Origin of the sequence: Bradyrhizobium sp. STM 3809 (genome assembly GCF_000239795.1) — a bacterium.
Classification (GTDB): Bacteria; Pseudomonadota; Alphaproteobacteria; order Rhizobiales; family Xanthobacteraceae; genus Bradyrhizobium.
The window spans coordinates 22,181-39,710 of the sequence record NZ_CAFJ01000106.1; the positions used below are offsets into that span (position 1 = coordinate 22,181).

The window sequence follows — 17,530 nt, forward strand, 5'->3', positions numbered from 1 at the left end:
TGATGGGTTGATGAGCGGCCCCTGATTGTGGTCTCATGCCGGCAACGCGACGGGAACGCGTCGCGGCGCAGGGGACGCTCATGGGAATTGCCTTTCCGTTCTCGGCCATTGTCGGCCAGGACGAGATGAAGCTGGCGCTGATGATCGCCGCCGTCGATCCGAAGGTCGGCGGCGTGCTCGCCTTCGGCGATCGCGGCGCCGGCAAGTCCACCGCGGTGCGCGCGCTCGCAGCACTTCTGCCGCCGATGAGTGCCGTGGTCGGCTGCCCCTATCAATGCGATCCGGCCGATGCGGCCGCGCAATGCGCCGAATGCCGTACGCGCTCGAAGCCGGCCGGCAAGGGCAAGAAGCCGGCGCCGCTCAAGGCGCATCAGGTGCCGGTGCCCGTCATCGACCTGCCGCTCGGCGCCACCGAGGACCGCGTGGTTGGCGCGCTGGATCTCGAACGCGCGCTGGCGCATGGCGAGAAATCGTTCGAGCCCGGCCTGCTGGCGCGTGCCAACCGCGGCTTTCTCTACATCGACGAGGTCAACCTGCTGGAGGACCATCTCGTCGATCTCCTGCTCGATGTCGCGGCCTCCGGCGAGAACGTCGTCGAGCGCGACGGCCTCAGCATCCGCCATCCCGCGCGCCTCGTGCTGGTCGGCACCGGCAATCCGGAGGAGGGTGAGCTGCGGCCGCAACTGCTCGACCGCTTCGGGCTCTCCGTGGAGGTCAAGACGCCGAGCGACTTGCCGACCCGGATCGAAGTCGTCAAGCGGCGCGATGCGTTCGAGACCGATCCCGCCGCCTTCGTGGCGCATTGGGAGAAGGACGAGGCCAAGCAGCGCAAGCGAATCCTCGCCGCGCGTGAGCATATCGGCTCGGTCAAGGTGGCCGATCGCGAGCTGGAGAACGCGGCGCGGCTGTGCATGGCGCTCGGCACCGACGGCTTGCGCGGCGAGCTCACCCTGATGCGAGCGGCGCGCGCGGCTGCGGCGCTCGACGGCGCCAAGGCAGTCGATGACGGCCATCTGAAGACGGTCGCTCCGATGGCGCTGCGGCATCGTCTGCGGCGCAACCCGCTCGACGATTCCGGTTCGTCGGTGCGGGTCGAGCGTGCGCTCAACGAGCTGTTCGCGACGTGAGCGAGCCCGCGGCGATCTGGGGCGATGCTCTCATCGCGGCCGCGCTGGCCGCGATCGATCCCGCCGCATCGGTGCTGCTGCGCGCAGCCGCGGGGCCGGTGCGCGAGCAGTGGCTCGATCTGCTGCGCGATCTGACGCCGCCATCGACGGCCATTCGCAAGCTGCCGCCGTCGATCTCCGAAGACCGTCTGCTCGGCGGGCTCGATCTCGCCGCGACCTTGCAGGCCGGGCGTCCGGTCCTGCAGCGTGGCCTGCTCGCCGAGGCCGATGGCGGTGTGCTGATCGCCGTCATGGCCGAGCGCACGGCACCCTCGACAACGGCGCATCTTTGCGCGGCTCTCGACACTGGCGCGATCAGCATCGAGCGCGATGGCCTGTCGCTGCGCGCGCCGGCACGGTTCGGCCTGATCGCGCTCGACGAGGGCATCGGCGATGAGCGCGTATCGCCCGCCTTGGCCGATCGATTGGCCTGCCATCTCGATCTCAGCACGGTTGCCCGTGCCGATCTCGGCGAGAGCCTGTTCAAATCGTCGGACATCGCGGCCGCGCATGCGCTTCTGCCCCGGGTGCGCCTGCCGGACGAGGCGATCGAAGCGCTGACCACGACGTCCCTGGCGTTGGGCATCGATTCGCTGCGCGCGCCGTTGCTGGCGTGTCGGATCGCGCGCATCGCGACGGCTTTGGACGGCGCGATCGACGTCGTCGAGGCGCATATCGCCTGCGCCGCGCGGCTGGTGCTGGCGCCGCGCGCCACGCGGTTGCCGGCGACCGAGGACGATGCCGAGACCAGCGAGGCGCCGGAGCCCGAGACCGACTCTGCGGAAAACGAGCAGGACGACCGCAGCCATGACGGTCCGCTCGAGGATCGCGTGCTAGAGGCCGCGCAGGCGGCGATCCCGGCGGATCTGTTGAAGCGCCTGCAGGACGAGCGCGCAATGCGGACGCGGGCGAGCAGCGCAGGACGGCAGGGCCATGCGCAGAAGGCGCCGAAGCGCGGACGGCCGATCGGCGCGCGGCGCGGCGAGTGGCGGGCCGGTGCGCGGCTCAACGTGCTCGAAACGCTGCGCACCGCGGCGCCATGGCAGCCACTCCGGCGGCGGGCGCAACGCGCCGGCAAGAGCGGCCGGCTGATCGTCCACAAGGACGACATTCGCATCACGCGCTTCAAGCAGCGCTCGGGCACGACGACGATCTTCGTCGTCGATGCCTCCGGCTCGTCGGCGCTGCAGCGGCTCGCGGAGGTGAAGGGCGCGGTCGAACTGCTGCTCGCCGAATGCTATATCCGCCGCGACGAGGTGGCGCTGATCGCGTTCCGCGGCAAGGACGCGGAGCTGCTGCTGCCGCCGACCCGCTCGCTGACGCGCGCCAAGCGCAGCCTCGCCGGCCTGCCTGGCGGCGGCGGCACGCCGCTGTCGGCTGCGATCTTCGCCGCCACCGAGCTGGCGCTCGCGGTCAAGGCGAAGGGGCAGGCGCCGACCATCGTGCTGATGACCGACGGCCGCGCCAATGTCGCGCGCGACGGCGGCGGGCGCAGCGAGGCCGAAGCGGAGGCGCTGGTGGCGGCGAAGCAACTGGCTCTCACCGGCATCCCTGTCGTGCTGGTCGATTCCTCGCCGCGGCCGCAGGACAAGGCGGCGCAGCTCGCCGGCGCGATGCACGCCCGCTACGTCGCGCTGCCCCATGCCGACGCGACACGGCTGTCGCAGGCCGTGATGGCCCAGGCCGGCCGCTGACCCGGGTGGAACCCCTGCCGTCAAGCGGCGTTCCCAACGGCGACTGACAAGCCGTGCCGTCATCGCTATGCTCGCTTGGTCGTTCGGCGGCGTGATCGCGGCCTCTGACATGAAATCGTCACACAGGAGCACGCCATGCCGGTCGCCTCGACCACCCCAAGTGATCATGCGGCCGACACCCGCGCGGTCACGATGCCGCCGCCGCTGAGCGCGCCGCGTTTCGAGCTCGCCGATGCGCGGACCGGCCGTATCACCTGTTATGCCGATGGACCCGGAGGCTCCCCCGAGCGCCCGTTGCTCCTGATCCATAGCGTCAACGCGGCAGCCACGGCTTACGAGATGAAGCCGCTGTTCGAGCACTATCGCGCGATGCGTCCGGTCTATGCGCTCGACCTCCCCGGCTTTGGCCTCTCGGATCGCGCCGACCGCATCTACACGCCGCGCATCATGACCGATGCGATCCTGCTCGTCGTCCACGAGATCCGGCGCCGTCACGGCGACGTCGCCATCGACGCCCTCGCGCTGTCGCTCGGCTGCGAGTTCGCTGCCCGCGCGGGCACCGAGGCGCCGAACCTGTTTCGCTCGCTCGCACTGCTCAGCCCCACGGGGTTCGACCGCCGCGCCGAGGCCGCGGCGCAGAAGACGGGCAACAAGGATGCCACGCGCGCCATGCCGTGGGTGCGCAACATCCTCAACGTTCCCTTGTGGAAGCACGGCTTCTTCACGCTGCTGACGTCGCGCGCCAGTATCCGCTTCTTTCTGCGGAAGACGTTCGGCCGCAAGGACATCGACGAGAGCCTTCTGGAGTACGACTACATCAGCACCCACCAGCCCGGCGCCGAGAACGCGCCATATTCCTTCGTCTCCGGCTATTTGTTCAGCGCCAACGCCCTGAAGCTTTATCAGGCGCTGGCGATGCCGGTGTGGATGGTGCACGGCGTGCGCGGCGATTTCGTCGACTACAATGGCAAGCACGCCGTCGAGGGCCTGCCGAACTGGACCATCCAGGTGATGCAGACCGGGGCGATGCCGCATTTCGAGCAGCTTGATAAAGTCGTCGCAGGCTACGATGATTTCCTGGCGCGCGCCGCCGGCGCGTGAGCCGCAACGGCGCGGGGGCACGCGTCGTCCGAACGGGGCATCGGCATGAGCGACAAGCCGAGCTGGAGCATCGACGGGCGCACCTGGCCCAATCGCGACGCGAGCCGCTTCGTCGAGGCCGGCGGCATTCGCTGGCATGTCCAAACGATGGGCGAGGGGCCGGTCGCGTTGCTCGCGCATGGCACCGGCGCGGCGACCCATTCCTGGCGCGATCTGGCACCCTTGCTGGCCAAGCATTTCACCATCGTTGCGCCGGATCTCTCCGGCCATGGTTTCACCTCGACGCCGAACTGGCAGCGGCTGTCGCTGCCGGGCATGTCGCGCGATCTCGCCACGCTGTGCGAGCAGCTCGCGATCTCGCCCGAGATCGTCATCGGCCATTCCGCTGGCGCGGCGATCCTCACCCGGATGACGCTCGACGGATTGATCGCGCCGAAACTGATCGTCAGCCTGAACGGCGCCTATCTGCCATTCGGCGGCGTCGCCGCGCAGTTCCTGTCACCGCTGGCCAAGATGATGGCGCTCAATCCGCTGGTGCCGCGCCTGTTCGCGTGGCGCGGGCGGGATCCCGCGGCGGTGCATCGGCTGCTCAAGGCGACCGGTTCGAGGCTCGATGCCCATGGCGAGCGGCTGTACCGCCAGCTCGTCGGCAGCCCCGGCCATGTCGGCGCCGCGCTGGAGATGATGGCAAACTGGGACCTCAATCCGCTGGTGCGGGATCTGCCGAAGTTGAAGACGGCCCTGCTGCTGGTCGCAGCCACCCACGACCATGCCATCACCCCGGACGTCGCCCGCCGCGTGCGCCAATTGGTGCCGCAGGCGCAGCTCGAACTCATTGATGGACTTGGCCATTTGGCACATGAGGAGCAGCCGGCGCGGATCGCGGAGCTGATCGTCGCCGCTGCTGTACGCGCCGGCGTCCTCGCAGTGCAGCAGGAAATGTCAAACTAGATTGACATTTTTGGGCTGGCGAAAGCGTCAATTTCAATTTACGCTTTGGCCATGCTCGATGTCTCCACCATGAAGGCCGCTGTTCCGGCTGCGCTCGGAGACCGGCCGCATGCGGTCGTGATCGGCTCCGGCTTCGGCGGCCTTGCCGCGGCGGTCCGGCTCGGCGCGCGCGGCTATCGCGTCACCGTGTTCGAGCAGCTCGATGCCCCCGGCGGCCGCGCCTATGTGCATCGCCAGGACGGCTTCACCTTCGATGCCGGACCGACCATCGTCACCGCGCCGTTCCTGTTCGAGGAGCTGTGGCAGCTGTGCGGGCGGCGGATGTCGGACGACGTCACGCTGAGGCCGATCTCGCCGTTCTATCGCATCCGCTTCGACGACGGCACGATCTTCGACTGCTCGGCCGACCCGGCCGCGATGCGCGCCGAAGTGGCGAGGATCTCGCCCGGCGATGTCGACGGCTACGAGCGCTTCATGACGGCCAGCGAGGCGATCTTCAAGAAGGGCTTCGAGGAGCTCGGCGACGTGCCGTTCCTGTCCTTCACGGACATGCTCAAGATCGCGCCGGCGATGATCAAGCTGCAGAGCTTCCGCTCGGTCTACGGTCTCGTGTCGCAGCACGTCCGCGACGAGCGGCTGCGCGTCATCCTCAGCTTCCATCCGCTGCTGATCGGCGGCAATCCGTTCACGACGACCTCGATCTATTGCCTGATCGCCTATCTCGAGCGCCGCTGGGGCGTGCATTTCGCGATGGGCGGCACCGGCGCGCTGGTGAGCGGGCTCGTCAGCCTGATCGAAGGGCAGGGCGGCCAAGTGCGCTGCTCGGCGCCGGTCGCCGAGATCACCACGAAGAACGGCGTGGCGACGGGCGTGCGCCTGACATCAGGCGAGACGATCGCCGCCGATGTCGTCGTGTCCAACGGCTGCGCCGCCTGGACCTACAAGAACCTGCTGCCCTCCGTGCCGCGCCAGCGCTGGACCGATGCACGCATCGATCGCGCGCGCTACTCGATGAGCCTGTTCGTCTGGTATTTCGGCACGAAGCGCCGCTACGACGATGTCGAGCATCACACCATCCTGCTCGGCCCGCGCTATCGCGAGCTGCTCGACGACATTTTCCGCCGCAAGGTGCTGGCGGATGATTTCAGTCTCTATCTGCACCGTCCCACGGCGACTGATCCGTCGCTGGCGCCGGACGGCTGCGATGCGTTCTACGTGCTGTCGCCGGTGCCGCACCAGGAGAGCGGCATCGACTGGCGCGCCGCCGCGGAGCCGTTCCGCAAGCGGATCGAGACCGCGCTGGGCGAATCGTTGTTGCCTGATCTGGCAAATCAGATCGTCACCTCGCGTCTGCTGACGCCGGATGATTTCGAGCATCGGCTGTCGTCCTATCGCGGCGCGGCGTTCGGGCTCGAGCCGGTGCTGTTGCAGAGCGCCTGGTTCCGGCCGCACAACAAGAGCGAAGAGGTCGAGCGGCTGTATCTCGTCGGCGCGGGCACGCATCCCGGCGCAGGCCTGCCGGGCGTGCTGTCCTCGGCGCGCGTGCTCGACGAGCTCGTACCGGCCCCGCATGAGCTGGAGCGGCGATGAGCTGGAACGACGACATCGCGATCTGTCGGCGGATGTTGCGGGGCGGATCGAAGACGTTCTTCGCCGCCTCTAAAGTGCTGCCGCGCGAGGTCGGCGATGCCGCTATCGCGCTCTACGCGTTCTGTCGCGAGGCCGATGACGCGATCGATGGTCCCAGCCGCCGCGTCGATGCCGTCGAGCTGCTGCACGAGCGGCTGGAGCGCATCTATGAGGGAACGCCCGACGACAGCCCGGTCGATCGGGCGCTGGCCGGCGTGGTGGCGCGGTTCGCGATTCCCAGGGCAATCCCCGAGGCGCTGCTCGAAGGTCTCGCCTGGGACGCGCAGGGCCGCCGCTACGAGACCTTGAGCGACGTGCTCGCCTATGCGGTGAGGGTCGCCGGCACGGTGGGCGTGATGATGTCGCTGCTGATGAACCGGCGCGAGGCCGACACCATCGGACGCGCCTGCGATCTCGGCATCGCGATGCAGCTCACCAATATCGCGCGTGACGTCGGCGAGGATGCGCGCGCCGGCCGGCTGTATCTGCCGCGGCAATGGCTGCGCGAGGCGGGCCTCGACGTCGAGACCTGGCGGGCCGCGCCGTTCTTCGACGACCGGATCGCGCGCGTCACCGCCCGGTTGCTCGCGGTGGCGGACGTGTTCTATGCCCGGGCGTCGGCGGGCATCGCCGAACTTCCCTGGAATTGCCGGCCCGGGATTCACGCGGCGCGGCTGATCTATGCCGAGATCGGCCGCGAGGTCGCGCGCGCCGAGTTCGATTCGCTGTCGCGGCGCGCGGTCGTCTCGACGCCGCGCAAGCTGCAACTGCTCGGCAAGGCCGCGATCGTATCGCTCGCACAGGCGCAGCCCTCGCTGGCGCCGCTGCGCCCCGAGGCGCGCATCCTGATCGATGCGGTCGTCACGGCCGATGCCCAGCGCCCGCACGCGCTCGTGCCGCGGCGCCGGACATTGCACGACCGCGCGCTGTGGGTGATCGACCTGTTCGAGCGGCTGGAGCGGCGTGATCAGGTACTGCGCTCGGGGCGGGCGTCGTGACCAGCCGGGATCGCCGCGGTCGCGGCTGAGACAGTGCGGCTGTATGCGAGCCCTATTATCACGGCGGCAGCGGTCTTAAGTCTCGTGCGCCTGACGGGCGTGCGATGCGCCACGAGAGATGCGGTGAGTGACACGCCATGACCGAGATGGGCGGCCTGCTCGAATTCGTCGTCGTGGCACTGTGCGTGCTCGGCTGGCTCGTGCTCGAATGGCAGGGCCGCCGCCTCGACCGCCAGCGCGCCGAGCGCGAGGCGAGGGAACGCGAGGCGGAGAATGGATAGGCCGAGGTTCTAGATGCGAGGCTGCCTTCGGCTGCGTACCATCATGGCCGACAATCAGGGTGACGCGCATCTGCATTCGCAACCACCGCCGTCGTCCCGGGCTTGATCCGGGACCCATACCCCCAGGGAGCGGTGCGAGGCACGCTGGTCGTTGGCTGAGTTGCCCCTCACGTCGGCTGCGGCGTATGGATCCCGTATCAGCGCCGCGACGCGCTGATGCGCGTCACGGCTTGTCGGGACGACATCGAATCTTGACGCGCGGGCGAATCCGCCGCGAGGCTGGTCGGCATCACCCTTGTCGATCACTCACCATCTGGGCATCCTGAACGGCAGCATGGCCTGGACGATCGGCATCTGAAATCTGTCCAGCGACAGGCTCTCGTGCATCACGGAGACATCCTCGCCGCGGACGCGCGCGGCGAGGTGGGAGCGGGCGTAGAACGGAGCGTCCTCCAGCGTGCTCACCACGCGCACCGGCGCATCGGCGTCGGCGCGGGCGCTGCGGTCGACGCGCCACAAGGTCTTGCGCAACGGCGCGTCGGCCAATGGCGTGACGTGCTCCAGCCTGGCGTCGGGATCGACGTGCAGCGCGATCGTCCTGTCGCCGCCGGCGCGCGCGATCGTGTCGTAGGAGATCGCCGTGCCGGTGCGCGTCGCGGCGCGCGACCATTGCCAGCTCTGGAAATCGCGCTCGAGCGGCGCGTCGCCATGGTTCAGGTCGAAATAGCCGTCGCCGCGCCAGTGCAGGTCGGGATGATCGAAGTCGACCGACACGCGGCAGCACGGCGCGATCGGCTGCCAGCGATGGCGTCCCCTGGCATCGAGCGTGAACGCGATCGCATTCAGCGCGGTCGGGACGACGCGCACCTTGCCGCGCAACGGCAACGGCCAGGGCACGGTGACCTCGTTGATCTCGATGTTGAGCTCGCGGCCGTCCCACGCGAGGTGACTGGGCCCGACGGCAAAACGCTGATCGCTGCGCGCGATCGCGCCGCGCCCGCGCTCGGTCATCGCCCAGCGCCGCGCCCGCTCGCCATACAGCGCGACGTTGAGCGCGCAGTGATTTTCAGGATCGGCCGGTCCGCGCCGCCGCGCCCACGCGTAGTAGGGCGAGAACACGCTGCCGACGAAGGCGATGATGGTGAGGCCGAAGCGGCCATCGTCGCTCAGTGCGTCGACATACCACCACGCATAGCCATCCGGCGGGACGGCGCGGTCGAAGCGAGGTCCATAATCGCTCTGCTGGCTGCCATCCGGCCCGACAGCGCCGCCATCGGCACGCCCGGTCCCGGATGCGCGCTGCCCCCCGCCACGTAGAGTCCCGGCAGCTTCGTCTGAGCGCCCGGACGCTGGAACGACGCCGTCCAGCCGTGCGAGCTGCGGCCATACAGCGCGCCCCCCGTGCCCGGAAACATCCGGCTGAAATCCGTCGGCGTCGTCACGCTGGTCAATTCCGGCGTCGTTGCGATGCTGAGGCCGCAGCGCTGCAACAGGTCGAAGGTCTGGCGGGCACATTGGCTGATCTCCGAGGGAGCGAAGCGATGATGATCACCTGATGCGGGCGCGTTGATCAGCACGAACAGCGGCTCGCTGCTGCCGGCCTCGCGCGGCTGGTCACCGCGGTCCTGCGCGCAGACATAGACGGTGGGCTCGGCCGGCATCGCGCGCCGCTCGATCAGAGAATCGAACTCGGCGCGGTAGTCGCGCGAGAAGAACACGTTGTGACGCACCAGCGGAAAGCCGTCGGCGCGCGCCACGCAGCTCCAGGTCATCGCCGACAGCGAGCGCGCCGATTCCGGGATGGCCGGCAGCGCACGCGCGGCCTCGATGCCGAACAGGCCCTGCGCGAGGGCGGCGACATCGGCCGTGGCGATCACGGCATCCGCCGCGATCTGCTCGCCGGTGGCGAGGCGGACGCCCGCGGCGCGGCCGCTGTTGGTGACGATGCCGGCGACCTCGCTGTCGTAGCGGATGCTGACGCCGTGTCGTCGCGCCAGCGCCGCCAGGCAGGCGGCGAACTCGTGCATGCCGCCATCGATCGACCAGACGCCGGCCTGCTCGACATGGGCCACCAGCATCAGCGTCGCCGGCGCATGGAACGGCGACGAGCCGCAATAGGTCGCGTAGCGGCCGAACAGCTGCTGCAGGCGGGGATCACGGAAATAGCCGCCGAGCGCCTTCCACAAGGTCTGGAACGGGCGGATCGCGGTGAGATCGCGAAAGCCGGCATTGCGCAGCAGATGCGTCATGCTCGGCGCCGGCGTGCGGATGAAGGGATCCCGCAGCGTCTCGAAGATGCGGCGCGCATCGCGGCAGAACGCGCGATAGCCCTCGGCCTCGCTGCGCCCGGCGAAGCGGCCGATCGCGTCAGCCGAACGGTCCTCGTCGGCGAAGAGATCGAGCGAGCGGCGATCGGTCCAGGCGTGGCGGGCGAGGATGTCGAGCGGCGTGAGCGTGAGATGATCGTCGAGCGCCGTGCCGAGCTCGGCGAACAGCTCGTCGAACACCCAGCGCATCGTGAACACGGTGGGACCGGAGTCGATGCGCGCCGGGCCGATGGCGATCTGGCGCATCTTGCCGCCGGGGGCGGCCGCGCGCTCGAGCACCGTCACCTCGGCGCCGCGGGCCGCCAGGGTCAGCGCAGCGCTGAGGCCGGCCATCCCGGCGCCAACCACGATCACGCGGTGATCGGCCATTGCTCGCCCTCCTGTCCGCCGGATCTGACGCAGGAAATGTCTAGCATGATTTACACTATAGGTGTAAGTTGTAATTTACATAAGCGAGGCCCGATCGGTCTCGCGGCAGGGGAGGCTCGCATGGACGTGATGGCCCGGATCGAAAAATCCCTCGTCGCAGCGGTCGCGCTGGCCGACCGGCCGGGATGTCCGCCCCGGCTGTCCGCCGCCATGCAGGCCGCCGTGTTCCCCAAGGGGGCGCGGGTGCGCCCAAGGCTCTGTCATGCGGTGGCCGCGGCCTGCGGCGACGACGAGCCGTCGGCGACGGACGCTGCGGGATCGGCGATCGAACTGCTGCACTGCGCCTCGCTGGTCCATGACGATCTGCCGTGCTTCGACAATGCCAAGCTGCGGCGCGGCCGGCCCTCGGTGCATGCCGCGTTCGGCGAGCCGCTTGCGGTGCTCGCCGGCGACGCGCTGATCGTGCTCGCCTTCCAGTCGCTCGCCAAGTCGCGCTGCTCGCCGCTGCGGCTGGCGCGGTTGATCGAGACCATCGGCGACGCCGTCGGGGTGCCGCATGGCATCGCCGCCGGCCAGGCCTGGGAATGCGAGCCGGAGATCGACCTGTCGCATTATCATCGCTCCAAGACCGGCGCGCTGTTCGCGGCCGCCACGGTGTCCGGCGCGGCGGCGGCCGGGCACGCCGATCCGGAAGCGTGGCGCAGCCTGGGCGAGAAGATCGGTGAGGCCTATCAGGTCGCCGACGACATCCGCGATGCCGCCAGCGATGAGGAGGAGGCCGGCAAGCCGGTCGGGCAGGACGCCGCGCTCGGGCGCCCCAACGCCGTGCTGCGCTACGGGCTGACCGGCGCGGTGAGCTATCTCCACGGCCTCGTCGCCGACGGCATCCGCACCATGCCGCCCTGCGCCCATGCGCATGAGTTGCGCGCGCTGATGGAGCAGGAAGCCAAGCGCCTGGTGCCGCGCCGGCTCGCAGTGTCGGCGGCGTGATTTCAACTCCTCGGGAGGCGTGTTCCGTGGGACGAGAACGTCAGCTCATCCGTTGCTCGCCATGCCCGGGCGTGACCCGGGCATCCATGACGCCCTTTCTATCAGCACCAAACGTGGATGGCCGGGTCTCAAGCCCGGCCATGACGAGAACTGATTGCCGTGTTTGAGCGGCGCCAGAACGCCTTCTGCGCCGTCAGGGCCGTCAGGCGTCCGACGCGACGGGAGCGCTGACCGCCATGCCCGCCGCCCTTCGCCACGACACGCCGGCGCCGGTCAGCTTCGGTGATCGCTGGCGCGGCTGGCGCGACGCACTACTGGCCAGTGCTTCGTTCCAGCGCTGGGCGGCTGCCTTTCCGCTGACGCGGCCGATCGCGCGCAAGCGCGCAGCGGAGCTGTTCGATCTCTGCGCCGGCTTCGTCTATTCGCAGACCTTGGCGGCTTGCGTGCAGCTCGATCTGTTCGAGGGGTTGCGCGCCGGACCGCGCGACCTCGCGGCGCTGGCCGCGCGGACGGCGATCCCCGAGGCGGCGATGGAGAGCCTGTGCGAGGCCGCCTGCGCGCTGCAATTGCTCGAGCGCCGCGGCGCCGTGCGTTACGGCCTTGGACCGCTCGGCGCGGCGCTGCTCGGCAATCCCGGCATCGCCGCGATGGTCCGGCACCATGCGGCGCTCTACGACGATCTCGGCGATCCCCTGGCGCTGCTGCGTGGGCAGGGGCGCGAACGCCGTCTCGCGCAATATTGGCCCTACGCGCTCGACCACAGCGGCGCGGCGCTGACCCGCGACGACGTCGCGCCCTATACGGCGCTGATGGCCGCCTCGCAGCCGATGATCGCCGATGTGGTTCTCGCGGCCTATCCGCTCACTGGCCACCGCTGCCTGCTCGATGTCGGCGGCGGCGACGGCAGCTTTCTCGCCGCCGCCGCGCGGGCTGCGCCGCAGCTGCAGCTGAAGTTGTTCGATCTGCCGGAGGTCGCCGCGATCGCTCGCGAGCGGCTCGGCTCGGCGGGCCTGGCCGGCCGCACTACGATCACGCCGGGCAGCTTCTACGACGACCCGCTGCCATCGGGCGCCGACGTGATCTCGCTGATTCGGGTGGTGCACGATCACGACGACGAGGCCGTCGCGCAATTGTTCGCCAAGGTGCGGGCGGCGCTGCCTGCCGGGGGCGTGCTTCTGCTCGGTGAGCCGATGCGCGACATGGCCGGCGGCAGCGATGGGGTCAGCGCCTATTTCGAGATCTATCTGCGTGCAATGGGGCAGGGGCGGCCGCGCAGCGCGGCCAGGCTGCGCGAGCTGCTGACGCTGGCAGGCTTTTCGCAGGTGCGAGTGCTTCGCACGCGCATCCCCTTGATCGCCAGCGTGATTGTCGCGAAAAGCTGACACTCCATCTGTAAATATATGTTGACACTCTCCGTGACAGGACTAACCTGACACCCGTATGAGAGCGGGCGTCGCCGGGGAGTTTGGGCTATGGACGCGATCGCCGTGGTGCTGGGGAGGCCGAGGGAATTGTCGCTGCAGCACCTGCTGTTGGCGGATGCTCCGGACTGCCTGACCGTCGACATCGAATGGAGCGCGATCAGCACCGGCACCGAGCGGCTGCTGTACGAAGGCCGCATGCCGCAGTTTCCGGGCATGGGCTATCCGCTCGTGCCGGGCTACGAGGCCGTGGGCCGCGTTGCGCAGGCCGCCGCGCATTCCGGTTTCCGGAAAGGCGAGCGTGTGTTCGTGCCGGGCGCGGCGCGCTGCTTCGGCGAGGTCAGGAGCCTGTTCGGCGCCGCCGCCTCGCGGCTCAACGTTCCCGCGCAGCGCGTCGTCGCGATCGACGAGTCCAATGGCGAGCGCGGCGTGCTGCTGGCGCTGGCGGCCACGGCCTATCATGCCTTGTCGATCGGTGGTGACGGCCAGGCTGAATGTGTGGTGGGTCATGGCGTGCTCGGCCGTCTGCTTGCCCGCCTGATCGTCGCGATGGGCGGCGATCCGCCCGTGGTGTGGGAGAGTAATCCGGAGCGCGCCAGCAGCGCGATGGGCTATCGCGTCATCGATCCCGCTCAGGACACGAAGCGCGACTACCGCCTGATCTTCGATGCCAGCGGTGATGCCGGCCTGCTCGACAGCCTCATCGCGCGCCTCGCGCCGCGTGGCGAGATCATCCTCGCCGGCTTCTACAGCGCGCCGCTCACCTTCTCCTATCCGCCGGCCTTCATGCGCGAGGCGGCGATCCGCGTCGCCGCCGAATGGAAGCACGACGATCTGGTCGCGGTGCGCAACCTGATCGACACCGGCCGGCTGTCGCTGGATGGGCTGATCACGCATCACGCGGACGCAACGTCCGCGGAGGGCGCCTACCGGACTGCGTTCGACGATCCCTCGTGTCTCAAGATGGTCCTGGACTGGAGAGCTGCCGCATGAACGCCCCGACCAAGATCAGCGCGATGACAGATGCCCTGCGTGCCGAGGCCGCGATCGAGCCGGATGCGCCGGTGACCGCTGCGCCGAAGAAGGCCACGCAGATCATCGCCATTTACGGCAAGGGCGGCATCGGCAAGAGCTTCACGCTCGCCAATCTGTCCTACATGATGGCGCAGCAGGGCAAGAAGGTGCTCTTGATCGGCTGCGATCCGAAGAGCGACACGACCTCGCTGCTGTTCGGCGGCCGCGCCTGCCCGACCATCCTGGAAACCTCGTCGAAGAAGAAGCTCGCCGGCGAGGAGGTCAAGATCGGCGACGTCTGCTTCAAGCGCGACGGCGTGTTCGCGATGGAGCTCGGCGGTCCCGAGGTCGGCCGCGGCTGCGGCGGACGCGGCATCATCCACGGCTTCGAGCTGATCGAGAAGCTCGGCTTCCACGACTGGGGCTTCGATTACGTGCTGCTCGACTTCCTCGGTGACGTCGTCTGCGGCGGCTTCGGCCTGCCGATCGCGCGCGACATGTGCCAGAAGGTCATCATCGTCGGCTCCAACGACCTGCAGTCGCTCTACGTCGCCAACAATGTCTGCTCGGCGGTGGAGTATTTCCGCAAGCTCGGCGGCAATGTCGGCGTCGCCGGCATCGTCATCAACAAGGATGACGGCACCGGCGAGGCGCAGGCCTTTGCCGATGCGGTCGGCATTCCGGTGCTCGCCTCGATCCCTGCCGACGACGACATCCGGCGCAAAAGTGCGAGCTACCAGATCATCGGCCGGCCCGGCACGGCCTGGGCGCCGCTGTTCGAGCTGCTCGCGACCAACGTCGCCGAGGCGCCGCCGCAGCATCCGCATCCGCTGACGCAGGACGGCCTGCTCGGCCTGTTCAAGGCTTCGGAGGTCGGCCGCGATGTGGTGCTGGAGCAGGCGACGCTCGAGGATATGTGCGGCAGCACGGCGGTCGCGAAGCCGTCGCTCGAAGTGATCTACGACAATGTGTGACGGGTGCGTGCTGAGCAGCGGAACTGAGTAGTGGAATCTCGTGCAATGAGCGATGCGGTGGTCCATCAGGCGGTGAGCGCGGAAAGCAGCGCGGCAGCAGGCATGCCCGCGCAGCCGGAGGCGCTCGGCTGTCACGCCGGCAAGGCCGAGCTCAGGAAGGCGGCCGATGCCGCCGGCAAGAGCGAGGTGCTGGCGCGCTACGCGGCCGACTATCCGGCCGGCCCGCACGATCAGCCGCAGAGCATGTGTCCGGCCTTCGGCTCGCTGCGCGTGGGCCTGCGCATGCGCCGCACCGCGACCGTGCTGTCAGGCTCGGCCTGCTGCGTCTACGGCCTCACCTTCACCTCGCACTTCTACGGCGCGCGGCGGAGCGTCGGCTACGTCCCGTTCAACTCGGAGACGCTGGTCACCGGCAAGCTGTTCGAGGACATCCGCGACGCGGTGTTCAAGCTGGCGGACCCTGCGAATTACGACTGCGTCGTCATCATCAATCTCTGCGTCCCCACCGCTTCGGGCGTGCCGCTGCAGATTCTCCCGAAGGAGATCAACGGCGTCCGCATCATCGGCATCGACGTCCCCGGCTTCGGCGTGCCGACCCATGCCGAAGCCAAGGACGTGCTCGCCGGCGCCATGCTGAACTATGCGCGACGCGAGGCGGAGCAGGGACCGGTGCAGGCGCCGCGCGCCCCGCGCGGCGACAAGCCGACGATCACCTTGCTCGGCGAGATGTTCCCGGCCGATCCCGTAGGCATCGGCATGCTGCTGGCGCCACTCGGCCTCGCTGCCGGACCCACCGTGCCGACGCGCGAATGGCGCGAGCTCTATGGCGCGCTGGACTGCGCGGCGGTCGCCGCGATCCATCCGTTCTACACGGCCTCGATCCGCGAGTTCGAGGCGGCGGGCCGGCCGATCATCGGTTCTGCGCCGGTCGGCTGCGACGGCACGGCGGATTGGCTCGAAGCGATAGGCCAAGCGTGTGGCGTCGGCCGTGCACAGATCGATGCGGCCAAGAACGCGGTGCTGCCGGCGATCCGCGGCGCGCTCGCGGCGACGCCGATTCGCGGCCGCATCACGCTGTCGGGCTATGAGGGCTCCGAGCTGCTAGTCGGGCGCCTGCTGGTCGAGAGCGGCGCGGATCTGCGCTATGTCGGCACGGCTTGCCCGCGCACGCGCTGGTCGGAGGCCGACTGCGCCTGGCTGGAGAGCCGCGGTGTGCGGGTGCAGTACCGCGCCTCGCTGGAGCAGGATCTCGCTGCGGTCGACGAGTTCGCGCCGGATCTCGCGATCGGCACCACGCCGGTGGTGCAGAAGGCCAAGGCACGGGCGATCCCGTCGCTCTACTTCACCAACCTCATTTCGGCGCGGCCGCTGTTCGGCATCTCCGGCGCCGGCTCGCTGGCGCAGGTGGTCAATGCCGCGATCGGCGGCAAGGCCCGCTTCGACGAGATGCGCGACTTCTTCGAAGGTGTCGGTGAAGGCGACGCCGCGGGCGTCTGGCAGGGCACCCCTGTCGCCCGTCCCGACTTCCGCGACAAGTACCGCAAGGCGGTCGCGGCGCAGGCCAAGAAGCGCAAGTCCGAGGAGATGGTGTAATGCTGATCCTCGACCACGATCGCGCCGGCGGCTATTGGGGCTCGGTCTACGCGTTCACCGCGATCAAGGGCCTGCAGGTCATCATCGACGGCCCGGTCGGCTGCGAGAATCTGCCGGTGACCTCGGTGCTGCACTACACCGACGGCCTGCCGCCGCACGAGCTGCCGATCGTCGTCACTGGCCTCGGCGAGGACGAACTCGGCCAGAAGGGCACCGAGCAGGCCATGAAGCGCGCTCGCGCCGCGCTTGATCCGGACCTGCCGGCGGTCGTCGTCACCGGCTCGATCGCCGAGATGATCGGCGGCGGCGTGACGCCCGAAGGTTCCAACATCAAGCGCTTCCTGCCGCGCACCATCGACGAGGATCAGTGGCAGAGCGCCAATCGTGCGCTGAGCTGGCTGTGGAGCGAATACGGCTCGCGCAAGATCCCCGAGCGCAAGCCGCGCGCCGAGGGCGAAAAGCCGCGCGTCAACATCATCGGGCCGCTCTACGGCACCTTCAACATGCCGTCGGATCTCGCCGAGATTCGCCGCCTGGTCGAAGGCATCGGCGCCGAGATCAACATGGTGTTTCCGCTCGGCAGCCACGTCGCCGACGTCCCGAAGCTGGTCAATGCCGACGTCAACATCTGCATGTACCGCGAGTTCGGCCGCCTGCTGTGCGAGACCCTGGAGCGGCCCTATCTGCAGGCGCCGATCGGATTGCATTCGACGACGAAATTCCTGCGCTCGCTCGGCGAACTGACCGGGCTCGATCCCGAGCCGTTCATCGCACGTGAGAAGCACACCACGATCAAGCCGGTGTGGGATCTCTGGCGCTCGGTGACGCAGGACTTCTTCGGCACCGCGAGCTTCGGCATCGTCGCCTCCGAGACCTACGCGCGAGGCTTGCGCAATTTCCTGGAGACCGAACTCGGACTGCCCTGCAATTTCGCGATCTCGCGCTGTGCAGGAGCTAAGACCGACAATGATTCGATCCGCAAGATGATCCACGAGCGGCCGCCGCTGGTGCTGTTTGGCAGC

General features: G+C 68.9%; 15 protein-coding genes. 13 read left to right on the forward strand and 2 right to left on the reverse strand.

What is annotated here, in order from left to right:
• The first annotated feature begins 80 nt into the window (after positions 1 to 80).
• From bchI to BRAS3809_RS36480, 7 genes are all read left to right on the forward strand, one after another.
• A complete protein-coding gene (bchI, locus tag BRAS3809_RS05580; RefSeq protein WP_008961123.1) occupies positions 81 to 1,127 on the forward strand; it encodes a magnesium chelatase ATPase subunit I in 1,047 nt (348 codons plus the stop codon).
• On the forward strand, positions 1,124 to 2,860 hold the full coding sequence (locus BRAS3809_RS05585; protein WP_008961124.1) for a magnesium chelatase subunit D: 1,737 nt from the start codon (positions 1,124 to 1,126) through the stop codon (positions 2,858 to 2,860). Before bchI ends, BRAS3809_RS05585 begins: the two co-directional genes overlap by 4 nt.
• Before the next feature lie 135 nt (positions 2,861 to 2,995).
• On the forward strand, positions 2,996 to 3,961 hold the full coding sequence (locus BRAS3809_RS05590) for an alpha/beta fold hydrolase (protein WP_008961125.1): 966 nt from the start codon (positions 2,996 to 2,998) through the stop codon (positions 3,959 to 3,961).
• A 45-nt stretch (positions 3,962 to 4,006) separates the two neighbouring features.
• Entirely contained in the window at positions 4,007 to 4,912 is a 906-nt protein-coding gene (gene bchO / locus BRAS3809_RS05595; protein WP_008961126.1) for an alpha/beta fold hydrolase BchO, read from the forward strand.
• Positions 4,913 to 4,963: 51 nt separating this feature from the next.
• Positions 4,964 to 6,502, forward strand: coding sequence for a phytoene desaturase (locus tag BRAS3809_RS05600; protein WP_008961127.1), 1,539 nt, complete (start codon positions 4,964 to 4,966; stop codon positions 6,500 to 6,502).
• Entirely contained in the window at positions 6,499 to 7,539 is a 1,041-nt protein-coding gene (locus tag BRAS3809_RS05605; protein ID WP_008961128.1) for a phytoene/squalene synthase family protein, read from the forward strand. The genes BRAS3809_RS05600 and BRAS3809_RS05605 overlap by 4 nt, the downstream gene beginning before the upstream one ends.
• A gap of 137 nt (positions 7,540 to 7,676) precedes the next feature.
• A complete protein-coding gene (locus BRAS3809_RS36480; protein ID WP_008961129.1) occupies positions 7,677 to 7,820 on the forward strand; it encodes a hypothetical protein in 144 nt (47 codons plus the stop codon).
• Between the two features lie 306 nt (positions 7,821 to 8,126).
• Here BRAS3809_RS36480 and BRAS3809_RS05610 read toward each other — a convergent pair whose 3' ends face one another.
• Both BRAS3809_RS05610 and crtD read right to left on the reverse strand, forming a co-directional pair.
• Positions 8,127 to 8,990, reverse strand: a complete 864-nt coding sequence (locus BRAS3809_RS05610) for a carotenoid 1,2-hydratase family protein (protein WP_502685659.1) — start codon at positions 8,988 to 8,990, stop codon at positions 8,127 to 8,129.
• On the reverse strand, positions 8,987 to 10,516 hold the full coding sequence (gene crtD, locus BRAS3809_RS05615) for a 1-hydroxycarotenoid 3,4-desaturase CrtD (protein WP_008961131.1): 1,530 nt from the start codon (positions 10,514 to 10,516) through the stop codon (positions 8,987 to 8,989). The genes BRAS3809_RS05610 and crtD overlap by 4 nt, the downstream gene beginning before the upstream one ends.
• 120 nt (positions 10,517 to 10,636) lie before the next feature.
• Between crtD and BRAS3809_RS05620 the strand changes: the two genes are divergently transcribed.
• The 6 genes from BRAS3809_RS05620 to bchZ form a co-directional block, all read left to right on the forward strand.
• Positions 10,637 to 11,506 carry a polyprenyl synthetase family protein gene (locus BRAS3809_RS05620; protein ID WP_008961132.1) on the forward strand — a complete coding sequence of 290 codons (870 nt, stop codon included), beginning with the start codon at positions 10,637 to 10,639 and terminating at the stop codon, positions 11,504 to 11,506.
• Between the two features lie 236 nt (positions 11,507 to 11,742).
• A complete protein-coding gene (locus BRAS3809_RS05625) occupies positions 11,743 to 12,888 on the forward strand; it encodes a methyltransferase (protein WP_008961133.1) in 1,146 nt (381 codons plus the stop codon).
• Positions 12,889 to 12,978: 90 nt separating this feature from the next.
• Positions 12,979 to 13,920 (forward strand): chlorophyll synthesis pathway protein BchC, encoded by a 942-nt coding sequence (gene bchC, locus BRAS3809_RS05630; RefSeq protein WP_008961134.1) that lies wholly within the window; start codon positions 12,979 to 12,981, stop codon positions 13,918 to 13,920.
• Positions 13,917 to 14,915, forward strand: a complete 999-nt coding sequence (locus BRAS3809_RS05635) for a chlorophyllide a reductase iron protein subunit X (protein ID WP_008961135.1) — start codon at positions 13,917 to 13,919, stop codon at positions 14,913 to 14,915. Before bchC ends, BRAS3809_RS05635 begins: the two co-directional genes overlap by 4 nt.
• A 45-nt stretch (positions 14,916 to 14,960) precedes the next feature.
• Entirely contained in the window at positions 14,961 to 16,508 is a 1,548-nt protein-coding gene (gene bchY, locus BRAS3809_RS05640; RefSeq protein WP_008961136.1) for a chlorophyllide a reductase subunit Y, read from the forward strand.
• Positions 16,508 to 17,530, forward strand: a 1,023-nt coding sequence (gene bchZ, locus BRAS3809_RS05645; RefSeq protein ID WP_035655395.1) for a chlorophyllide a reductase subunit Z, incomplete at its 3' end; no start/stop codon positions are given. The genes bchY and bchZ, both read left to right, overlap by 1 nt.